General features: G+C 41.0%; 18 protein-coding genes and 2 riboswitches. Of the genes, 14 read left to right on the top strand and 4 right to left on the bottom strand.

The features are described from left to right. The first annotated feature begins 14 nt into the window (after window positions 1–14). The 5 genes from QYG89_RS13640 to QYG89_RS13620 all read left to right on the top strand — a co-directional run bounded on the left by QYG89_RS13640 (window position 15) and on the right by QYG89_RS13620 (window position 6,037). Window positions 15–1,001, top strand: a complete 987-nt coding sequence (locus QYG89_RS13640) for a C-terminal binding protein (protein ID WP_404318226.1) — start codon at window positions 15–17, stop codon at window positions 999–1,001. 370 nt (window positions 1,002–1,371) lie between these two features. Next, the gene (locus tag QYG89_RS13635) at window positions 1,372–2,694 is read left to right on the top strand and encodes a Na+/H+ antiporter family protein (RefSeq protein ID WP_404318224.1); all 1,323 of its coding nucleotides are present in this window, start codon (window positions 1,372–1,374) and stop codon (window positions 2,692–2,694) included. A gap of 167 nt (window positions 2,695–2,861) precedes the next feature. Further along, window positions 2,862–3,992, top strand: coding sequence for an o-succinylbenzoate synthase (gene menC, locus QYG89_RS13630; protein WP_404318222.1), 1,131 nt, complete (start codon window positions 2,862–2,864; stop codon window positions 3,990–3,992). A 40-nt stretch (window positions 3,993–4,032) separates the two neighbouring features. Next, window positions 4,033–4,875, top strand: a complete 843-nt coding sequence (locus QYG89_RS13625) for a GNAT family N-acetyltransferase (RefSeq protein WP_404318220.1) — start codon at window positions 4,033–4,035, stop codon at window positions 4,873–4,875. Further along, window positions 4,868–6,037, top strand: a complete 1,170-nt coding sequence (locus QYG89_RS13620) for a M20 peptidase aminoacylase family protein (protein ID WP_404318218.1) — start codon at window positions 4,868–4,870, stop codon at window positions 6,035–6,037. The genes QYG89_RS13625 and QYG89_RS13620 overlap by 8 nt, the downstream gene beginning before the upstream one ends. Window positions 6,038–6,327: 290 nt before the next feature. Here QYG89_RS13620 and hxlB read toward each other — a convergent pair whose 3' ends face one another. The 4 genes from hxlB to allD form a co-directional block, all read right to left on the bottom strand. Then, a complete protein-coding gene (gene hxlB / locus QYG89_RS13615) occupies window positions 6,328–6,885 on the bottom strand; it encodes a 6-phospho-3-hexuloisomerase (RefSeq protein WP_404318216.1) in 558 nt (185 codons plus the stop codon). A gap of 18 nt (window positions 6,886–6,903) precedes the next feature. After that, entirely contained in the window at window positions 6,904–7,545 is a 642-nt protein-coding gene (hxlA, locus tag QYG89_RS13610; protein WP_404318215.1) for a 3-hexulose-6-phosphate synthase, read from the bottom strand. A gap of 358 nt (window positions 7,546–7,903) precedes the next feature. Beyond that, window positions 7,904–8,272: a winged helix-turn-helix transcriptional regulator gene (locus QYG89_RS13605; protein ID WP_404318213.1), complete on the bottom strand. Its 369-nt coding sequence runs from the start codon at window positions 8,270–8,272 to the stop codon at window positions 7,904–7,906. A gap of 489 nt (window positions 8,273–8,761) precedes the next feature. Beyond that, complete coding sequence (gene allD / locus QYG89_RS13600) at window positions 8,762–9,796, bottom strand: ureidoglycolate dehydrogenase (protein ID WP_404318211.1); 1,035 nt, start codon at window positions 9,794–9,796, stop codon at window positions 8,762–8,764. 443 nt (window positions 9,797–10,239) lie between these two features. Between allD and trxA the strand changes: the two genes are divergently transcribed. The 9 genes from trxA to gcvT all read left to right on the top strand — a co-directional run bounded on the left by trxA (window position 10,240) and on the right by gcvT (window position 19,312). Next, on the top strand, window positions 10,240–10,557 hold the full coding sequence (gene trxA / locus QYG89_RS13595; RefSeq protein WP_404318208.1) for a thioredoxin: 318 nt from the start codon (window positions 10,240–10,242) through the stop codon (window positions 10,555–10,557). Window positions 10,558–10,664: 107 nt separating this feature from the next. Then, window positions 10,665–11,615, top strand: coding sequence for a thioredoxin-disulfide reductase (gene trxB, locus QYG89_RS13590; RefSeq protein WP_404318206.1), 951 nt, complete (start codon window positions 10,665–10,667; stop codon window positions 11,613–11,615). 384 nt (window positions 11,616–11,999) lie between these two features. Beyond that, window positions 12,000–13,169 carry an N-methyl-L-tryptophan oxidase gene (gene solA / locus QYG89_RS13585; protein WP_404318204.1) on the top strand — a complete coding sequence of 390 codons (1,170 nt, stop codon included), beginning with the start codon at window positions 12,000–12,002 and terminating at the stop codon, window positions 13,167–13,169. A gap of 107 nt (window positions 13,170–13,276) precedes the next feature. Continuing rightward, on the top strand, window positions 13,277–14,512 hold the full coding sequence (locus QYG89_RS13580) for a M24 family metallopeptidase (RefSeq protein WP_404318249.1): 1,236 nt from the start codon (window positions 13,277–13,279) through the stop codon (window positions 14,510–14,512). 135 nt (window positions 14,513–14,647) lie between these two features. Continuing rightward, complete coding sequence (locus tag QYG89_RS13575; protein WP_404318202.1) at window positions 14,648–15,061, top strand: cupin domain-containing protein; 414 nt, start codon at window positions 14,648–14,650, stop codon at window positions 15,059–15,061. A 179-nt stretch (window positions 15,062–15,240) separates the two neighbouring features. After that, window positions 15,241–15,341, top strand: a riboswitch (glycine riboswitch). Beyond that, a riboswitch (glycine riboswitch) is annotated at window positions 15,342–15,436 on the top strand. A gap of 89 nt (window positions 15,437–15,525) precedes the next feature. After that, entirely contained in the window at window positions 15,526–16,776 is a 1,251-nt protein-coding gene (gene glyA / locus QYG89_RS13570) for a serine hydroxymethyltransferase (protein ID WP_404318200.1), read from the top strand. A 15-nt stretch (window positions 16,777–16,791) separates the two neighbouring features. After that, window positions 16,792–17,307 (top strand): serine dehydratase beta chain, encoded by a 516-nt coding sequence (locus QYG89_RS13565; protein WP_404318198.1) that lies wholly within the window; start codon window positions 16,792–16,794, stop codon window positions 17,305–17,307. Next, window positions 17,307–18,188, top strand: a complete 882-nt coding sequence (sdaAA, locus tag QYG89_RS13560; RefSeq protein WP_404318248.1) for an L-serine ammonia-lyase, iron-sulfur-dependent, subunit alpha — start codon at window positions 17,307–17,309, stop codon at window positions 18,186–18,188. Before QYG89_RS13565 ends, sdaAA begins: the two co-directional genes overlap by 1 nt. Before the next feature lie 14 nt (window positions 18,189–18,202). Next, window positions 18,203–19,312, top strand: a complete 1,110-nt coding sequence (gene gcvT, locus QYG89_RS13555; RefSeq protein WP_404318196.1) for a glycine cleavage system aminomethyltransferase GcvT — start codon at window positions 18,203–18,205, stop codon at window positions 19,310–19,312. Window positions 19,313–19,333 lie beyond the last annotated feature (21 nt).

Genomic DNA, 19,333 nt, shown 5'->3' with positions numbered 1-19,333 from the left:
TAGGAGGAGATGAAGTGAAAAAACGAAGGCCTATAGTCTGGATCTTAGACGATGAATGGAGTAGTCACCAATTGGAGAAGGATTTTTATCAACAACATGGATTTGAGGTCAAGATCACGAAGTCAGATACGTTAGAAAAAGATATTCCGCAATACGCCCCCTACGCTGATGGGGTAGTTGTGCAAGTAGGTTTTCCATGCAGAGAGGACCTTATTGACCAACTCCAAGCGTGTAAAGTCATAGCTGTACCAGGAGTTGGCTATAACCATGTAGATGTAGAAGCGGCAGCCCGCAAAGGGATTACTGTTGCAAATGTACCGGATTATTGTGTGGAAGAAGTTTCTGATCATACGATTGCCCTCATGTTTGCGCTTACCCGCCAATTATCTTCCTATCATCACAAAGTCAGAGATGGAAAATGGGATCCCCTTGATACACAGCCAATCCACCGTTTTAGTGAAAAAACGATCGGGCTTCTTGGATTTGGACGGATTGCCCGAATGGTAGCTGCCAAGCTGAAGCCATTTGGTGTGCGTCTTTTAGCTCATGATGAGTATGTGTTTGATGAAATCTTTGATATGTACGGAGTGACACCCGTATCGTTAACGGAACTCATGCAATTATCCAATGTTCTTAGTTTGCATGTCCCGTTGAACGAGGAAACAAATAATCTGCTGAATTATGAACGCCTTAAACTGATGCCGAAAGGATCATTTATCATTAATACATGCCGCGGCGGTGTAGTAAATGAAGAAGCACTGCAAAAATTGATACAGGAAGGCCACCTTGCTGGAGCGGGTCTTGATGTTTTAGAAAAGGAACCTCCTGAACGAGATCATCCGCTGCTGAAGATGGATGAAGTCATCATTACACCGCATGCCTCATACGTGTCGGAGGAGTCACTCGTTGAGCTGAGAGAAAGAACGTGCCAGGTGATTGTCGAAGGCATTCAAGGAAAGGCGTTAAATTCTGCCTTAAAACAAGAGAAGGTAAATATGTAACTTATTTATATGATTAATTTAACATATATAAGGAGGTTCTCAGAATGAGGTGGTTAAACACTTCACTTTGGGAACTTTTACCTATTTGGGGGTAAAATCCAGAGAATAAACTTATTATAAAGAGTGATATTTATATTAATGAAGCAAATGTCTTAAAAAGTAATTTTTGAAGTTAAAAAAGTATTGTAATTCATAAAAATAAGCATTTATCTAAGCCTGTTAGATGGGTTACTATTATAAATATTCGAAATATTTTAAACAGAGAAAGGGGTGATTTGAAAAAATAGTATACATTCCATAGGTACAAAGATTTAAACGGATGGGGAGAATTTTTTTGTTACCTTGATGACCAAAGGGGGAAGGATAATTAATGACTGCTGTTCTTGTATCTGTATTACTTATGATCGTATTAAGTATGCTTCGGGTAAACGTGTTAATAAGTATTTTACTCGCAGCGATCACTGCCGGTATGATTGAAGGGCTTTCTATTTTGGATGCGACAAGTATGCTTATCGGAGGAATGGGTGGACAAGCTGAAACTGCGATAAGTATTGTATTGCTGGGGATTTTTGCAGTAGCGATTAAATATTCAGGGATTACTGGAATATTAGTTAATAAACTATTGAAATTCATGAAAGGCAGACGCGGATTTATTTTGTTAACGATCGCAGGGATCTCTTGTTTTTCACAAAACTTAGTTCCAGTGCATATTGCCTTTATTCCAATTTTGATTCCACCTTTGTTGCACCTTTTCGACAGTATGAAAGTTGACCGACGAGGTGTAGCGACTGCCTTAACATTCGGATTGAAAGCACCATATATCGTTATTCCTGCGGGATATGGACTTATGTTCCACCAGATTATCGCGACTGAGATGAAAGCGAGCGGAATGAACATCGCGGTCAGCCAAGTTGCTGTTGCCATGCTTCTTCCAGGTTTAGCAATGGTCGTTGGATTATTGATTGCCGTCTTTATCACGTATCGTAAGCCAAAAGAAACAGTAGGAGTATCAGCAGATGAGCTGGCGCATTCACAGGCTTCGGCAGAAATTTCAGCTGCAGCAGAACATATTCCTTTCAACAAGCAGCACGGAATGACAGTAGTAGCTATTTTGATCGCACTTGTGATTCAAGTGATTACTCATTCCCTTGCTTTGGGAGCGCTTGCAGGAATTATAGTTATGTTCTTAGGACGGGTTGTTCCATTTCTTAAAGGAGACGAAGTCATTGATGATGGTATGAAAATGATGGGGGCTATGGCCTTTATTATGTTGATTGCAGCGGGATATGCAACTATTCTAAAGGATACTGGCGCCATCAAAGAAATGGTTACGCTTACAAATGGTTTTATCGGTGATAGCAAACTAGTGGCCGCTTTCACGATTCTAGCGATCGGCTTGTTAGTAACAATGGGAATTGGTTCTTCTTTTGGTACGATTCCTATTTTAACAGCAGTATACGTTCCTCTATGTCTTGCAGTCGGTTTTTCGCCGTTAGCAACGGCAGCACTGATTGGAACAGCGAGTGCTCTAGGAGATGCTGGATCACCTGCTTCAGACAGTACAATTGGTCCAACAATGGGATTGAATGCTGATGGAAAGCACAATCACATTTGGGATACGTGTGTGCCTACTTTCATGCACTACAATATTCCGTTGTTTATCTTTGGTATGATTGCTGCTCTTGTTCTCTAATAATAGAGCATTTCAGCTAAGATAATAATGAGAAATAAAAAGTGAAGAGAAAGCTTTTCCAGTCTGGTATCCAAGATATCAGAATGGGAAAGCTTTCATTTTGTGATAGAATGAAAAAAATGGAACAGTAACACGTTATTGGAAAAATAATAAAGGGGTGTGTTTGTATGGATATTAATCAAATTCAAATGCAGCGAATAAAAATTCCACTAAAAGCACCGTTTATCACTAGTTTTGGGGCAATAAAAGCGAAGGATATTATCATCGTCAGGGTGTTTAGTGATGATGAAGTGGGGGTTGCTGAAAGTGTAGCACTGCCGTTCCCGATTGCTAATGAAGAAACAACGGATACAGTCTGGTACATGCTTGAAACATTTTTAATCCCAGAGCTTCTTGAAAGAGAGGTTCAGGAACCAAAGGATGTTTCAGACATGTTTTCGTATATACGCAGAAATCCAATGGCGAAAGCAGCCCTTGAAATGGCTGTCTGGGATCTCTACAGCAAACAAAAAGGACAGACACTTGCTACAGCATTAGGCGGCAGCCGCAAGGAGATTGAAGTAGGTGTGAGTATTGGCATAGAAGACAGCATAGAAGCTTTGCTGCAGAAAGTAGAGGGGTTCTTAGAAGAGGGATATAAAAAGATCAAAGTCAAAATTAAGCCAGGCTGGGACATCAAGCCTTTAACGGCTATTCGAAAACGTTTCGGAGAACAGATTCCGCTTATGGCCGATGCCAATTCTGCGTATACTCTCGATGACATGAAGCTTTTGAAAGAACTGGATATGTTTAGTTTAATGATGATTGAGCAGCCGTTAGCCTATGATGATATCATTGATCATGCAACATTGCAGGCAGAAATAGCTACACCTATTTGTTTGGATGAAAGTATCCATTCTGCAGAAGATACTAGAAAGGCTCTTGAAATCAATGCATGTAAAATCATTAACATTAAGACGGGAAGAGTCGGCGGCTTAACAGAAGCTAAAAAGATTCACGACTTATGTCAAGAAAAACAAGTGCCCGTATGGTGCGGCGGCATGTTAGAAGCGGGAATCGGCAGAGCCCACAACATCGCGCTTGCTTCATTAAGCAATTTCACAATTCCGGGAGATACCTCTGCTTCCAGCCGATATTTCCATGAGGATATTATTCTGCCGGAAGTGACGCTATTGAAACCAGGTATCATTGAAGTGCCGACAAAGCCAGGCATTGGTTTTGATGTGAATAATGAGCTGATCAACCGCCTAGCAGTGAAGGAGAAAGTGTTCACTAAGAAAAAGTCATCGTTTATATAAATATAGGAAGGATTATATGAAGCTGCAAGGGGGATAAGAAATGAGTACGACAGAATCGATCATTTGCAAGCAGTTGGAAGAGTTGAAGGACATTCAAGAGATGGTTTCCTTTCAAGAAGAAATTTGGGGCAGGGGGTCAGCCGTTCCAATTACCCAGCTGATTGCTGCGTCTCACCACGGCGGTCTTCTTTTGGGTGCTTTTCATCAGGATCAATTAGTTGGGGGTTTATATAGTTTTCCAGGTTATCATAATCAGGACGTGTACTTATATTCACATATGGCAGCTGTTCATCCAAACTATCAAAATGCAGGAATTGGCTCAAAGCTAAAGTTAAAGCAGCGGGAATGGGCGATGCAATATGGATATAAAAAGATTATGTGGACATTCGATCCATTACAAGCGAGAAACTCCCATTTTAATCTCAATAAGCTTGGGGCCTATGTAAACACTTATATTCCTTCTTATTATGGTGAAATGAATGATAAGCTCAATAAAGGCTTGCCTTCTGACCGCTTTTTAGCTGAATGGGATATTTGTTCCCAGAGAGTGGAGAAAGCACTGGCAGGAACGCTCCATAGCGAAACTGCAGAGAAGAATTATTCCCTGCTTTTCAATTATGAAGAGCATCACGAGCTGCCTGTCCCATTAAATGTCAACATAGTCAGCGGTGAAGATGGTTATTTGATCCCCGTTCCAGCCGATATTCATCACTTGAAACAAGTAGATATAGAAATAGCAAAAAAATGGAGATATGAATTAAGAAACCATATAACAGAATGGCTGTCAAAAGGTTATAAGGTAACAGGAATCATTAGAAACAGCAGCCAATCTGTTCACTATTACGTCATTGAAAATGAGAAGAAGGCCGATATCTATGATTGAAAAAATTAAACATTGGGTGGATGAAAATAAAGCATCTATAAGGTCAACGTATGATCATTTGCATGCCAATGCTGAAGTTAGCTGGAAAGAAGAGAAGACAACAGAGTACTTGTGTCAGCAATTAAAGCTTTTAGATATTCCATTTCAAACGTTTGAAGATCACACAGGAGTCATAGGCTATTGGGGGAACAAAGAAGAGGGATGTGTGATTGGGTTAAGGGCAGATATTGATGCTCTATGGCAAATTGTTGACGGTGAATGGAAAGCCAATCATTCTTGCGGCCACGATGCACATATGACCATCCTCTTGTATACAATTGCTTGTCTGAAGAAAGTGGGGTTTTCTCCAAAAGGGCTCATAAAGATTATTTTTCAACCTGCAGAGGAATCTGGAAAAGGAGCTCAGGCGCTTATTGACAAGGGCGTGATGGATGACGTGGAATATTTGCTGGGGCTTCATGTGCGTCCTATTCAAGAGCTGTCATTTGGAGAGGCATCACCAGCTATTTACCATGGGGCAACAACATTGCTGAAAGGAAAAGTTGAAGGAAGGCAAGCTCATGGTGCAAGGCCGAACTTAGGTATTAATGCAGCTGACTCACTCGGCGCTATTATTCAAGCTGTGAACGCTGTCAAAATTGATCCAACTGTATCCGCCTCTGCGAAAGTGACGATGGTTCAGGCGGGAGGGAACAATATGAATATTATCCCTGGATATGCGGAATTTGGAATAGATATTCGGGCGCAAAATAACGAAGTGCTTCAGCAGCTCGTTCCTCAGGTGAAACATGCTGTTCTTACTGCGGGAGCTGCAAATGGGGCGCAAGTGAAGGTAGAGGAGCTTGCTGCCATGGTGGCGGCGGAACCTAATAAGAAAATGGAAGGGATCGTAACAGAAGCCATTGTTGCTGCTCTTGGAGAGAATGCACTCGCTGCACCGCCTGTCACGCCAGGTGGAGAAGACTTTCATTTTTATCACCATTCGTTCCCTCATATCCAAGCGACAATGGTTGGGCTTGGAACAGACTTGTATCCTGGTTTGCACGATCCGAATATGAGTTTTAATCTTGATTCTTTACAAAACGGTGTGAAAGTTTTAGCTGTTTCTACAGTGAAGTTAATCGAGCAGGAATCAAAAGAGTATGCAGGCAACAGTAAATGAAATCGCTATTTTGTCGGAGGTGGAAGGAGCAGCTCATTAAATGTCACCTCTGGCGCTCAACAGAAAGAGTCCCACTCAACTTGAGTGGGACTCTTTCCATAAGCATTTTCAGCTAGCTTGTATACGATACAATTGGATTTATTACAGGCTGATGGCCAATTGACAATCCAGATACTTGAAAGGGGGCGTATCTGGATTGTCTAGTGATTGTTATTTATAAGCTCAAGCTAAATAGTCAAAGGAGAGAGATTATTTGAACCCGAACCAGTGACAATCAAAGTGACCGTTTTCTACTCAAGGTTGGCATGTTTGCCATACATTGTATGAGAGTTTAGCCCTTTTTTCTCCATAAATCTTAAAATAACCGCATCATAGAAAAGTAAAAGCGTTTGTTCAAAGAGAGAACCCATTGGCTGGATCGTCTTATAATCACTTTGAGACTGATCTTTAGGCGCACCTGGCAGTTTAACGACAATATCCGCTAATTCTCCAATTGTTGAATGAGGGGCAGTCGTGATCGCTGCTACTGTTCCGCCGATGCTTTTTGCTTTCTCAACCATGGAAACTAAGCCTTTGGTTTCGCCCGATCCGGATCCGACGATTAAAATATCGTCTTTTTCAAAGTTAGCAGTGACGGTTTCCCCCACTACATAGGCATCTAATCCCATATGCATCATTCGCATAGCAAAAGATTTAGCCATAAATCCGGAACGGCCTGCTCCAGCTACAAACACTTTCTTAGCTTCGTAGATATGGTTGACTAGCTTTTCAGCATCTTCGTCAGCTATTTGGGCAACTGTTTGACTAAGTTCTTTAATGACTTCATTTAAGTATTCAGTCGTTTGCATAATAGGTAATTACCTTTCTTATGCGTGAGTTGCTTCTTTAATTAGCGCTTCGAATTTAGCAGCAGCAGCTTTTTTGTCTTCTTGACCAGCGATTCCGCCGCCAACGATTACAAGGTCAGGTTGAGATTTAATTACTTCTGGAAGTGTTTCTAATTTAATTCCGCCTGCGATAGCAGTTTTTGCGTTTTTCACAACACCTTTGATTGTTTCAAGGTCTTGGAATGAGTTTTGGCCTTTAGCTTGTAGGTCGTAACCTGTATGTACACAGATATAGTCTACGCCCATTTCGTCTACTTCTTGAGCACGTTTTGCGATATCTTTAACAGCGATTAAATCGATAAGGATTTTTTTACCTTGGTTTTTCGCTTCTGCAACTGCACCTTTGATAGACTCATCTTCAGCAGCAGCAAGAATTGTAACGATATCAGCGCCGTGTTCAGCAGCTTTTAAAACTTCGTAACCAGCTGCATCCATTGTTTTCATGTCAGCTAATACTTGTAATTGAGGGAAAGCATCTTTAATAGCTTTTACTGCTTTAAGGCCTTCAATTTTAATGATCGGTGTACCGATTTCTACGATATCGATGTGGTCTTTAACTTCTTCCACTAATTTAATTGCTTCTTCAGTATTTACAAGGTCTAACGCTAATTGAAGTTCCATGATTAAAATTCCTCCCCGAGTGTTTTTATAATTTGATTGGTGAATCTATAATCTATTCTAGTATGTATCTTTTAAAAAAAGAAGTACGCACTTTAATATCATATAGTAACAAAAAGTATACTATGAGGGAAATAAGGGGCTGGCGAAGGCATGAAGCTCCTTAACTGGCAGTAAGTAAAACGACGGATGTATATAAAAACCATGTGCGACGACTTTATAAAAGCGTTGTACATGGTTTTTACTTTTAGTAATACGGGTTGTTTCAGATAATAGGCCCTTCACCTGATTGAAAGTGTTTATCTTTCGAAGAGAGGGGAAACGAGCACTATAGAAAGAGAGCGTTTTCAATTTTTGATGTTTACTTTACAGCTTCATTGATTTCTTCTTCCCTTTTAGCTGCAATCATTTTCTTATAGTTCTTCCCCCACTCATACATTACCTCGAGAATAGGGAGCAGGCTTTTTCCTTGTTTTGTTAATGAATATTCTACTTTCGGCGGAACAACCGGATATACCTCGCGATGAACAATAAAGTCTTTTTCCAGTTCCCGCAATTGATTAACGAGCATTTTTTGGGTGATGCCAGGCATGAGAGACTTCAATTCGTTAAACCGCTTTGTACCTTCTTTGCCAAGATGCCATAAAATAAGCATTTTCCATTTTCCTCCGATAATGGAAAGAGTTAGTTCTTTTTCGCAGTTAAATACTTTGTTGTGGAGTTGTCCCATTTTCTTCATCTCCTTAGCATATTGGTATACATTTAGTTGCTATATGTTAAAAAGTGTATACTCACAATTAAAAAATTTACAAACGATGTCCGTGTGCTGAAAGAAATTATAAATATCATATATAATTATAACAAATTATTGGAATCTTTCCAATGTTCATTACTATAAGGACGAGTATTTTTAACGAATTCTATAATTATCCCCTAAATTTAGGTTATTACTGGAAAAATTAAAGTGGACATTCTTGATGCTGCTGCAGCGAATAGAATGATGAGGAAAATAAAGTGAGCAGTGTTCTTCTAGAAAGATCAAAATAAGAAAGAGGCATATAGCCGCAAAGTTGAGGTCATTTCTCTCGGAATTGGAAAAACTTCTTCGTAGAAGATTTGTTTAGGGAACGAAACAAGGTCAAAAACTTCTTCAATAGGAGTTTTTGACCTTGTTTGAAAGTAAGTTAAAAAATTCAAATGTGGGCAATGCCGGCAGGATTTACCTATTCTCCTTTAGTGCAACTTCTGAACTATTCAGGTATTCCCAAACTGATTGCGGCAATGGAATTCCTTTCACGCGTCTCAATTCCTCCTGGATTGTCTCCGGTTCACCTGGAACCAGCACCTTTGTAAAACCTTTAATCGGCTTTAGTGAATGGATCTCACGTATCATTCGATCCAAGTTTTCTAAAAACCCTTCAGCCTCGGTGAATTTCGCCGGATCGATCACCATAAAGAAATGTCCTATTTCTAACGCTTTGTCGTAATCAACGTACATTTTTGTTATATGGGGTCCAAATGCAGAACCAGTTAATAGACCCGCAAAAACTTCGACTACTAAACCTAAACCATATCCCTTTGCCCCGCCAAATGGAGATAAATAAGCTACTTTGCTAGGATCAGTCGTTTGATTTCCATCTTCATCAATGCCCCAATCGGATGGAATTTGTTCACCGTATTCTATTGCATTTAACACTTTTCCAAATGCCACTTGACTTGTCGCAAAATCAAAAATGATTGGCTTTTCCAGCTTTGTAGGGAAGCCAAAAGCAATTGGATTCGTACCAAAGTATGGTTGGGCTGAACCGAATGGTATAACAGCTGTTTCAGTATGAGTCATAGCCACACCAATCATTTTTTCATCAATTGCTTGCTGTATAAAGTAGGATAGGGCGCCACAATGGCTGCTGCGTTTCACTCCTGCCACTCCTATCCCATGATTCTTTGCCATCTGAATCGCAAGATCCATCGCCTTTTTTGCAATAACGTGGCCAAATCCATTGTCGCCATCATATATAGCGGTAGTGTCACTGGTTTGTTCTATTTTCGGATGGGAATTAATATTCAATCCCCCTCCTTGAATTCTTTTCACGTAATGCTCGGTTTTCATCACACCGTGTGAATCAACACCACGTAAATTAGCGTGAACAAGGACATCTGCTACTATATCTGCCTCCTCTTGACACACGTTTACCTCATAAAGTTTTTTGATAACCAGTTCTTTCAATGTTTCATGGCTTATAATACGATTCAAGATAATTTCCTCCCTTTATCAATAATAGACTCTTGGCAGATGGTACAAAGCTTTTCTTGTACCATTTTTAATTGATTCCTCTTTCTTTCTAAATATTGATAGTCTAGCACTTAGGGGTTTGTAATTACTGAATTTTAAGAATATTTAATATATTTAATCTTTTTACATGATTTCTCGGGAAAAACCAATAGATTTTCCCAATTAAAACAAAAAGATTCACATTATCACAAGATAGTTGGGTGTTGGAGGCGTAAAAGACTAGGAAAGTTCTAGCTAAAGAGTGTTGTTAATACCTGCTATAAGATAACACTAAAATCACGTTGGTAATTATAATGATAACTAATTTAAAATAATTATAATTTTATATTGAATACTAATTTGTATTTATGATAATATGTGTAGCAAGAACTCCAAACAGCAAGTTCATAAAGGGGGAAAAATGAATGTCAAACGTAGTGACTGTCAATGAAATTAATTTTGAGGAAGTAACTTCTTCTAATGAAGTAGCTGTCATTAAATTCGGTGCCCCATGGTGCGGACCTTGTAAGATGATTGCTCCTGTATTGGAGAGTCTATCAGAAAGTATGGATAACGTTGTATTTGGGGATGTGGATATCGATCAAAGCGGCGTTTTAGCACAGAAGTTTAATATTATGAGTGTACCTACTATTTTGATCTTTAAAAATGGTTCAGTAGCTAAACAAAGTTTAGGGTTCTCTCCAGAGGATAAATTGAAGAACTTAATTTCTGAATATCTCTAACAGATACTAAAACCAAAGCATAAACAAAGCTTATTGGAGGCACTATTAGGCTGATTGTAAATAGTTGGACTGTTTCATATTTTTCGTGAATAAGAGAGGTATAGTTTATGAGTGATAGCATTTATGACGTAATCATTATTGGTGCCGGTCCTGGCGGTATGACGGCGGCTGTGTATACATCGAGAGCTAACTTGAAAACTTTGCTGTTAGAGAGAGGGGTACCGGGCGGTCAGCTTCAGAATACTGAAGAAATTGAGAACTTCCCTAGTTATTCACACATATCTGGACCGGATTTGGCGCAAAATATGTTCGAGCATTCTTTAAAGTTTGGTGCAGAATATGGACAGGCAAATGTACAGAATATTGTTGATGAAGGAAGTATAAAGGTTGTTTATACCGATAACCAGGTGTATAGGGCAAAGTCTATCATTATAGCTACGGGAACTAAGTATAAAAAATTAGGAATACCCGGGGAAGAGGAATTTGCCGGCCGCGGTGTATCATGGTGCGCCGTTTGTGACGGAGCGTTTTTTAAAGAGAAGGAACTTGTCGTTGTAGGCGGGGGAGATTCTGCGGTAGAAGAATCTATTTTTTTAACAAAGTTTGCGAGTAAAGTAACCGTTTTGCATCGCCGAGATCGATTTAGAGCGCAGCCTATTTTGGTTGACAGGATGGTTAAAAATGCTAAAGTTGATATTGTTTATAATACAGTAGTGAAGGAAATTGTTGGAGAGAACAAAGTGAATAGTGTTCTTCTTGAAAATGTGAAAACAGGGGAAGTGACAACTTTTCCAACTGACGGTGTTTTCGAGTACATCGGCATGAATCCTGTTTCTGATTTTGTTAAAAATTTAAACATAACAGATGAAGAAGGATGGATCATTACAGATCAGCGAATGAAAACAAATATTCCCGGAATTTATGCGATTGGAGATATTAGAAAAGATGCTGTCCGTCAAGTTGTAACAGCGACTGGAGATGGATGCATGGCAGCAATAGAAGTGCAGCAGTATGTGGAAAATCTAAATGCAGAATCAGCTAAATCACTTTTATCTTAGTCTTTTTCGATAGCTAGACCGGCGAAATTTTGGGGCTTTGATTGAATTTGGGTGCTTACTTTTTTGCACCTGGCTGACTATTTGAAGATATGTGACAACAAACATAAGCACGGCATTCACTTGAATGCCGTGCTTGTGTTTGTATTGACAGAGAACCGATCTACTTCTTCTGACTTTTGCTTCTGAAAGTGAAAACATGGATGAAAGTGCTGCTTGATTTTTGGATTGTTCAGTATGCACAACGATTATTTTTATCGGTAAAAATATTAAGCATCAATATCCAATTGTTCCTCCTTGGGAACGGATGTATGATACATGTAACAAATAAATTTTAAATATTTTGAATTTATAAATTATTTGAATTGATTTTTTAGGAGGATGGTTATGAGCACACATTTTGACGTTATTGTTGTTGGAGCCGGGTCGATGGGAATGGCTGCAGGTTATTACTTATCGAAGCAAGGAATCAAAACATTATTAGTAGATTCATTTGATCCTCCACATACAAATGGAAGCCATCACGGTGATACACGCATTATCCGACATGCTTACGGTGAAGGAAGAGAGTATGTACCGTTTGCTCTAAGATCACAGGAGTTATGGGATGAACTAGAAAAAGAAACACATCATAAAATATTTACGAAAACGGGAGTGCTCGTATTTGGCCCTAAAGGTGAATCTGCTTTCGTTGCAGAAACGATGGAAGCTGCAAAGGAACATTCATTGACAGTAGACTTGCTTGAAGGCGATGAAATAAACAAGCGTTGGCCGGGCGTGCAGGTACCTGAAAATTATAATGCTATTTTTGAACCAAACTCAGGCGTATTATTTAGTGAAAATTGTATTCGTGCCTATCGCGAACTAGCTGAGGCGAATGGCGCTAAAGTTTTAACCTATACACCGGTTGAGGATTTTGAAATTTCACCGGACATCGTTAAAATCCAAACAGCCAGTGGATCCTACACAGCTGATAAGTTAATTGTCAGCATGGGTGCTTGGAATAGCAAACTTCTTTCTAAACTAAATATTCACATTCCGTTACAGCCGTACCGTCAAGTTGTAGGTTTCTTTGAAGCTGATGAAACAAAGTATAGCAATACACATGATTTCCCAGGATTCATGGTTGAAGTGCCAACAGGTATTTATTACGGATTCCCAAGCTTTAGCGGCTGCGGATTAAAGATAGGGTATCATACGTTTGGACAGAAAATTGATCCAGATACGATTAATCGTGAATTTGGAGCATATCCAGAAGACGAAGAAAATCTGCGTGCCTTTTTAGACAAGCATCTGCCGGGAGCTAATGGAGAATTAAAAAGAGGCGCCGTCTGCATGTACACGAAAACACCGGATGAACACTTCGTTATAGACGTACACCCAGAGCATTCTAACGTCGTGATTGCCGCTGGTTTCTCTGGACACGGATTTAAATTCTCAAGTGCGGTTGGTGAAACATTATGCCAGCTTGCTACAACGGGTAAAACGGAGCATGACATTTCGATCTTCTCGATTAATCGTCCTGCTTTAAAAGGGTCGCTGCAAAAAACAACTTAAGTTCAGGCTGTTGGCAAACAAGTTATCTAGTTTTCTCTATATAAGAGAATCATATATGTCAAAAAACAAACTCTAATTTGAAATGTGGGAAGGGAAAGGTGAATAGTATGGTACAACAAATCACGGATCTTGAAAGAACAAAAATCTTAAAAAACGGAGAGAAAGTAAAGCCCACTTTTTCAAAGGAGGAAATGACACGCCGCAATAGCCGCTTACGCGAGTATATGGCTGAAAATGGAATTGATGCGGTCTTGTTTACTTCCTATCACAATATTAATTATTACAGCGATTTTTTATACACGTCTTTCAACCGTACGTATGGGTTGATCGTTACTCAGGACAAACATGTGACAGTCAGCGCCAATATTGATGCGGGCATGCCATGGAGACGCAGCTTTGATGAAAACATTGTCTACACAGACTGGAAAAGAGACAACTTCTTCTATGCAGTCAAAAAGGTACTGACAGAATCAGGATTTGTTCGCGGACGACTAGGAGTGGAAGAGGACAATATGACTCTCAGCCTGCGGCGCCAAGTGCAGGACGCACTGCCAACAGCGGAACTTGTCGATGTTTCTCAGGCGGTTATGTCTCACCGTATGTTTAAGTCGGCAGAGGAAATTGAAGTGATTAAAAATGGGGCTCGCATTGCAGATATTGGAGGAGCGGCTATTGTGGAAGCGATCCGCGAAGGTGTGCCGGAATATGAAGTAGCTTTGCATGGAACAGAAGCGATGGTGCGTGAAATTGCCCGTACGTACCCTCATGCAGAACTTAGGGATACGTGGGTCTGGTTTCAATCCGGCATTAATACAGACGGAGCGCATAACTGGGCTACTTCCCGTAAACTGCAGCGCGGAGATATCCTAAGTCTGAACTGCTTCCCGATGATTGCTGGTTACTATACAGCTCTTGAGCGCACACTGTTCTTGGAAGATGTTTCTGAGCGTCATCTTGAACTCTGGGAGGTCAACTGTAAAGTACACAGACGCGGCCTTGAACTGATTAAGCCAGGTGCCAGATGTATGGATATTGCGGCTGAATTGAACGAGATCTACCGCGAGCATAATCTTTTAGCGAACCGTACGTTCGGCTATGGACATTCTTTTGGTGTGCTCAGCCATTACTACGGGCGGGAAGCTGGACTGGAACTTCGTGAGGATATCGAAACGGTACTAGAGCCAGGCATGGTTGTATCTATGGAGCCGATGATTATGATTCCAGAGGGAGAGCCGGGTGCAGGCGGTTACCGTGAGCATGACATTCTTGTGATTACTGAGAATGGGGTAGAGAATATTACTAAATTCCCATTCGGACCGGAGCATAACATTATTAAAAAGTAAGGTAAATCAACGTGTCAGACCTCACATCAACAATATACTCTACTGTAGAAGGAGTCCAATATACACAGTGTATTGGGGTGAGGTCAGACCTTTATGGGAATAGGTCTATCTATCAACTATTAAGAGGTGGAAAAATTGAGCCAAAAAACAATGAAACAAAGTGAAGTGGAACTTTTATGCAAAAAGCCAGGCATTCAATTAATTAAGGCAGGCACTTATACATTAAATGAAGTAGGAGAATTACGGGGCACGCCTGAACTAAAAGGACAAATTCTTGATTTGCCTCTTACAGATAAAAAAGATGTCTTAACATTAGGTTATTTTGCCCTGCAGCCTTCAGTAGATTATTCAGTAGAGTTTGATTTTGTTGAGGTTAAAATCGTGACAAAAGGAAAAATGATCGTGCGTGATGTAGAAGGAAACAAATATGTAGGCGAAGCAGGGGATGTTTTAATTTTTTCTCCGAAGACGACGGTTATTTTTGATGGAGAGAGTGACGGAGAAGCTGTTTACTTCAAAAATGTTGAGCCAAATCCTTCTTATTTGTAAAGTAGATCTTTTAGTGAGGTCAGAGAACAAGAAAATACGAAAATAAAAGTGAGCATTCAATGTGTACCGAAAGATCCTTACACAATTTTTCTGGCAGAGTATGGAAGTATATGCAAAAAGATTGACAGTTATATTCGTGTTAACTATTCTGAATATAATGAAAATTTAATAAAGTGCGGATGATTGTTGTAGGAGAGTGTGAAGTACATGCCACCGAAGGAGCAAGTTCCAAAAAGACCCTTGGAACCAATCTCTCAGGTAGATGAACTGCAACGGGACGCCACTCTGGAGAGAGCGTTGCTAAAACGCCACCAAAGGGGAAGACTCCATCGTAAATGGAGTTAAGCTCTCAGGTAAAAGGACAGAGAAGGGTAGAGAACATGAGATTACCCTTTTCTGTCCTTTTTGTGTACCCAAAAAAGCAGAAAAGGGAAGTCTAGACGACATTTCGAGGAGGAGTAAGAATGAGTTTGCAAAAAAATGATACAACGATTTTTGGAGCCATTGAGAAGGAAAAGCAGCGCCAGTATCACACATTAGAGTTGATCGCATCTGAAAACTTTGTCAGTGAGGACGTGTTAGAAGCAATGGGAAGCGTCATGACGAATAAATACGCAGAAGGCTACCCAGGGAAGCGTTATTATGGCGGCTGTGAGTATGTAGATGTTGCAGAACAGGCGGCGATCGATCGTGTAACAGAGCTGTTCGGAGCAAAGTACGCAAACGTCCAGCCTCATTCAGGTGCTCAGGCGAATCTCGCTGTTTTTTATGCTTTGTTGCAGCCAGGGGATAAAATTATGGGAATGAATTTATCACATGGCGGGCATTTAACTCATGGAAGTCCCGTCAGCATTTCTGGAAAGTGGTTTGACGTTGTCTCTTACGGAGTGAGAGAAGACAATCAGTTGATTGATTATGACGAGCTTGAGGAGATCGCCAAAAAAGAAAAACCAAAACTGATGATTGCAGGTACGAGTGCTTATCCAAGAACGATTGATTTTGCCCGTTTTAAAGAAATTGCTGATCAAGTGGGCGCGAAGTTAATGGTAGATATGGCGCATATTGCCGGGCTGGTAGCGGCTGGTCTTCATCCATCGCCTATCCCTTATGCAGATGTGGTGACGAGTACAACACATAAAACGTTAAGAGGACCACGCGGCGGCATTATTTTAACCAATCATGAAGAGATCATCAAAGCGATGAATAAATCTGTATTCCCAGGCATTCAAGGCGGCCCATTAATGCACATTATTGCGGCCAAGGCAGTGGCTTTCAAAGAGGCATTGCAGCCAGGGTTTAAACAATACGCCAAACAAGTGATTGAAAATGCTCAAACGCTTGGTGAGGCATTAAAGAAAGAGGGAGCCGAACTAGTCTCCGGCGGAACAGACAACCATATTGTGCTATTAGATGTACGTCCGTGGGGTCTGACAGGAAAAGAAGCGGAGAAGATACTTGAAGAATCCGGAATTACAGTCAATAAAAATACGATTCCATATGATCCGGAGAGTCCGTTTGTGACGAGCGGCATCCGTATGGGAACAGCCGCATTGACTACACGCGGAATGAAACAGGAAGAGATGGTACAAATTGCGAAAGTGATCGCAGCTGTTTTGGGGAGTAAGGGTGATCGGACCGTTTTAGAAGAGGCGAAGGAAATCACAAGAGCCATTTGTGAATCGTATCCATTGTTTCAACAACCAATCAATGTGTAAGAAAGGAGCACTTTCATGGAATTTCAAAGCTGCTTTGACATTATTGGACCAATCATGGTAGGGCCCTCTAGTTCTCACACAGCTGGTGTGGTATCTATTGGAAGATTTGTTTACGAGCTTTTAGAGGGATGCCCGGAGGAAGTGCACATTCTTTTTTACGATTCCTTCGCAGAAACATATCAGGGGCATGGGACAGATAAAGCATTGCTCGGCGGACTGCTTGGAATGGATACAGATGATCCGCACATTAGATATTCGATTGAACTAGCACATGAACGCGGGATGAACTGTACCTTCCAATTAGAAGAACATTGTCTCTATTTTGATCATCCGAATACAACGATTGTAACGGCTCGACGCGGCGCAGCGGTTGTCCGAGTTGGCGGAGCTTCTCTCGGGGGAGGCCTCTCTAAATTATTTATGATTGACGATGAAATGGTCGATATACGTTTGAGCACAAGCGATGACTTTTCAATCATTGTTGAAAAGTACCGTAAAAAGAAAAGGAAAGTACTTGTGAGGGGCGTATGATGGAAATTCAGTCAATGAAAGAACTCATTGAAGTGTGTGAACGGGAACAGAAAACGATTGGCGAAATCATGCTGATAATGGAAGAGGAAAAGTCGGGAAGAGATCAAGAAACGATTCTTCGCATGATGGAAGAACGGTTAATCAAAATGAAGGAAGCAGTAGACAGCGGCACGAAAGATGCTTCTGCTGCTCCGAGTGGTATTTCTGGCGGCGATGCGGTGAAGATGGGGGATTATGTACGTTCAGGAAAAGCACTGACCGGTCATTATATAAGCGATGCGATGACATTCTCCATGGCTACTTCTGAAAGCAATGCACGCATGGGAGTGATTGTAGCAACTCCGACGGCTGGTGCAGCAGGCATTTTGCCCGGCGTATTGTTCTCTCTTCATAAAAATGATGGCACGCCCTATCACCAGTTAGTAATGGGACTATTTACAGCGAGTATGCTTGGTTATGTCATTGCTAACCGTTCATTTATTTCAGGAGCTGCCGGGGGATGTCAGGCAGAGGTTGGTTCTGCCACTGCCATGGCCGCCGGAACAATTGCTGAATTAAAAGGAGGAACACCGCAGCAAGCGATTCATGCCACAGCGATCGCTTTAAAATCGCTTTTAGGATTAGTGTGTGATCCTGTTGCAGGACTTGTTGAAGTTCCTTGTATTAAACGAAATGTGATTGGCACGTCGATTGCTTTTGCAGCTGCGGATTTAGCGCTTGCCGGTATTGAAAGCCGCATTCCGTGTGATGAAGTCATCGGAGCGATGTACAAAGTGGGCAAGGAGATGCCAAGAACTTTGAGAGAAACCGCACTTGGCGGCCTGGCAATGACTGAAACTGGCCAAAAAGTAAAAGAAGAATTATTTTGCCGAAAATCTTAATCGGGGGTGTATAAATGAGTACAAAAACGGTATTGAAGCGAACACCACTTTTCGATGTATATAAAAAATATGGCGCAAAGGTCATTGATTTTGGCGGCTGGGAGCTGCCGGTGCAGTTTTCAAGCATTTTGGAAGAACATGAAGCGGTGCGAAAGGCAGCCGGACTTTTTGATGTTTCTCACATGGGAGAAGTGCTCGTGGAAGGAAAAGATGCCGAGAGTTATCTCAATCATCTTGTGACGAATGATGTGACGAAGATTGGACTGAATCAAGCACAGTATACAGCGATGTGTTATCCCGGTGGCGGAACGGTTGATGATTTATTAGTGTACAAGTTAGCGGATGAAACATATTTACTCGTCATCAACGCTGCTAACATTGAAAAAGATGTGGAGTGGATGAAGCAGCATGTAAAAGGCAGCGTAACGATCGAAAATAGATCGAGTGATATCGCACAGGTGGCGATCCAAGGCCCGAAAGCGGAGAGTATTTTACAAAAGCTCACAGACACCGATTTATCAGACATTCGCTTTTTTCACTTTGCGCAGCATGTGAATGTAGATGGTATTACAGAAGTGCTCGTTTCTCGTACGGGTTATACCGGAGAGGACGGTTTTGAACTTTATTTGGCAGCACATCAAGCGAAAGAACTGTGGGAGAAACTGCTGGAAGCAGGAAGAGAAGACGGGTTAAAACCATGCGGACTTGGTGCGCGGGATACCCTTCGCTTTGAAGCACGTCTAGTGTTATATGGGCAAGAGCTTACAAATGAAATTAGCCCGCTTGAAGCAGGAATCGGTTTTGCTGTTAAAACGAATAAAGAAAGTGATTTTATCGGTAAAGCTGCTCTTACAGTCCAAAAAGAAGAAGGACTGCAGCGGAAATTGGCAGGAATTGAAGTGATAGGACGAGGGATTCCTCGTCATGGATACAAAGTATTTTCTGGAGACGAAGAAATTGGCTTTATTACTTCTGGAACACGTTCACCGTCATTGCAGAAAAACTTAGGATTGGCATTGATATCGGCAGAATATGCTGAGCCAGGGACGGAGCTGCAAGTTGAAATCCGTAATAAAAAGATTGATGCTGTTGTTGTTAAAGCACCGTTTTATAAAAGAGGCTGAAAATATGTGAGCGAAAGGGAT

The organism is Bacillus lumedeiriae (genome assembly GCF_044891285.1).
In the GTDB taxonomy this organism is placed as follows: Bacteria; Bacillota; Bacilli; order Bacillales; family Domibacillaceae; genus Pseudobacillus; species Pseudobacillus lumedeiriae.
The sequence above is the reverse complement of the archived record's forward strand: the minus strand, read 5'-3'. Positions and strand labels throughout refer to the sequence as shown.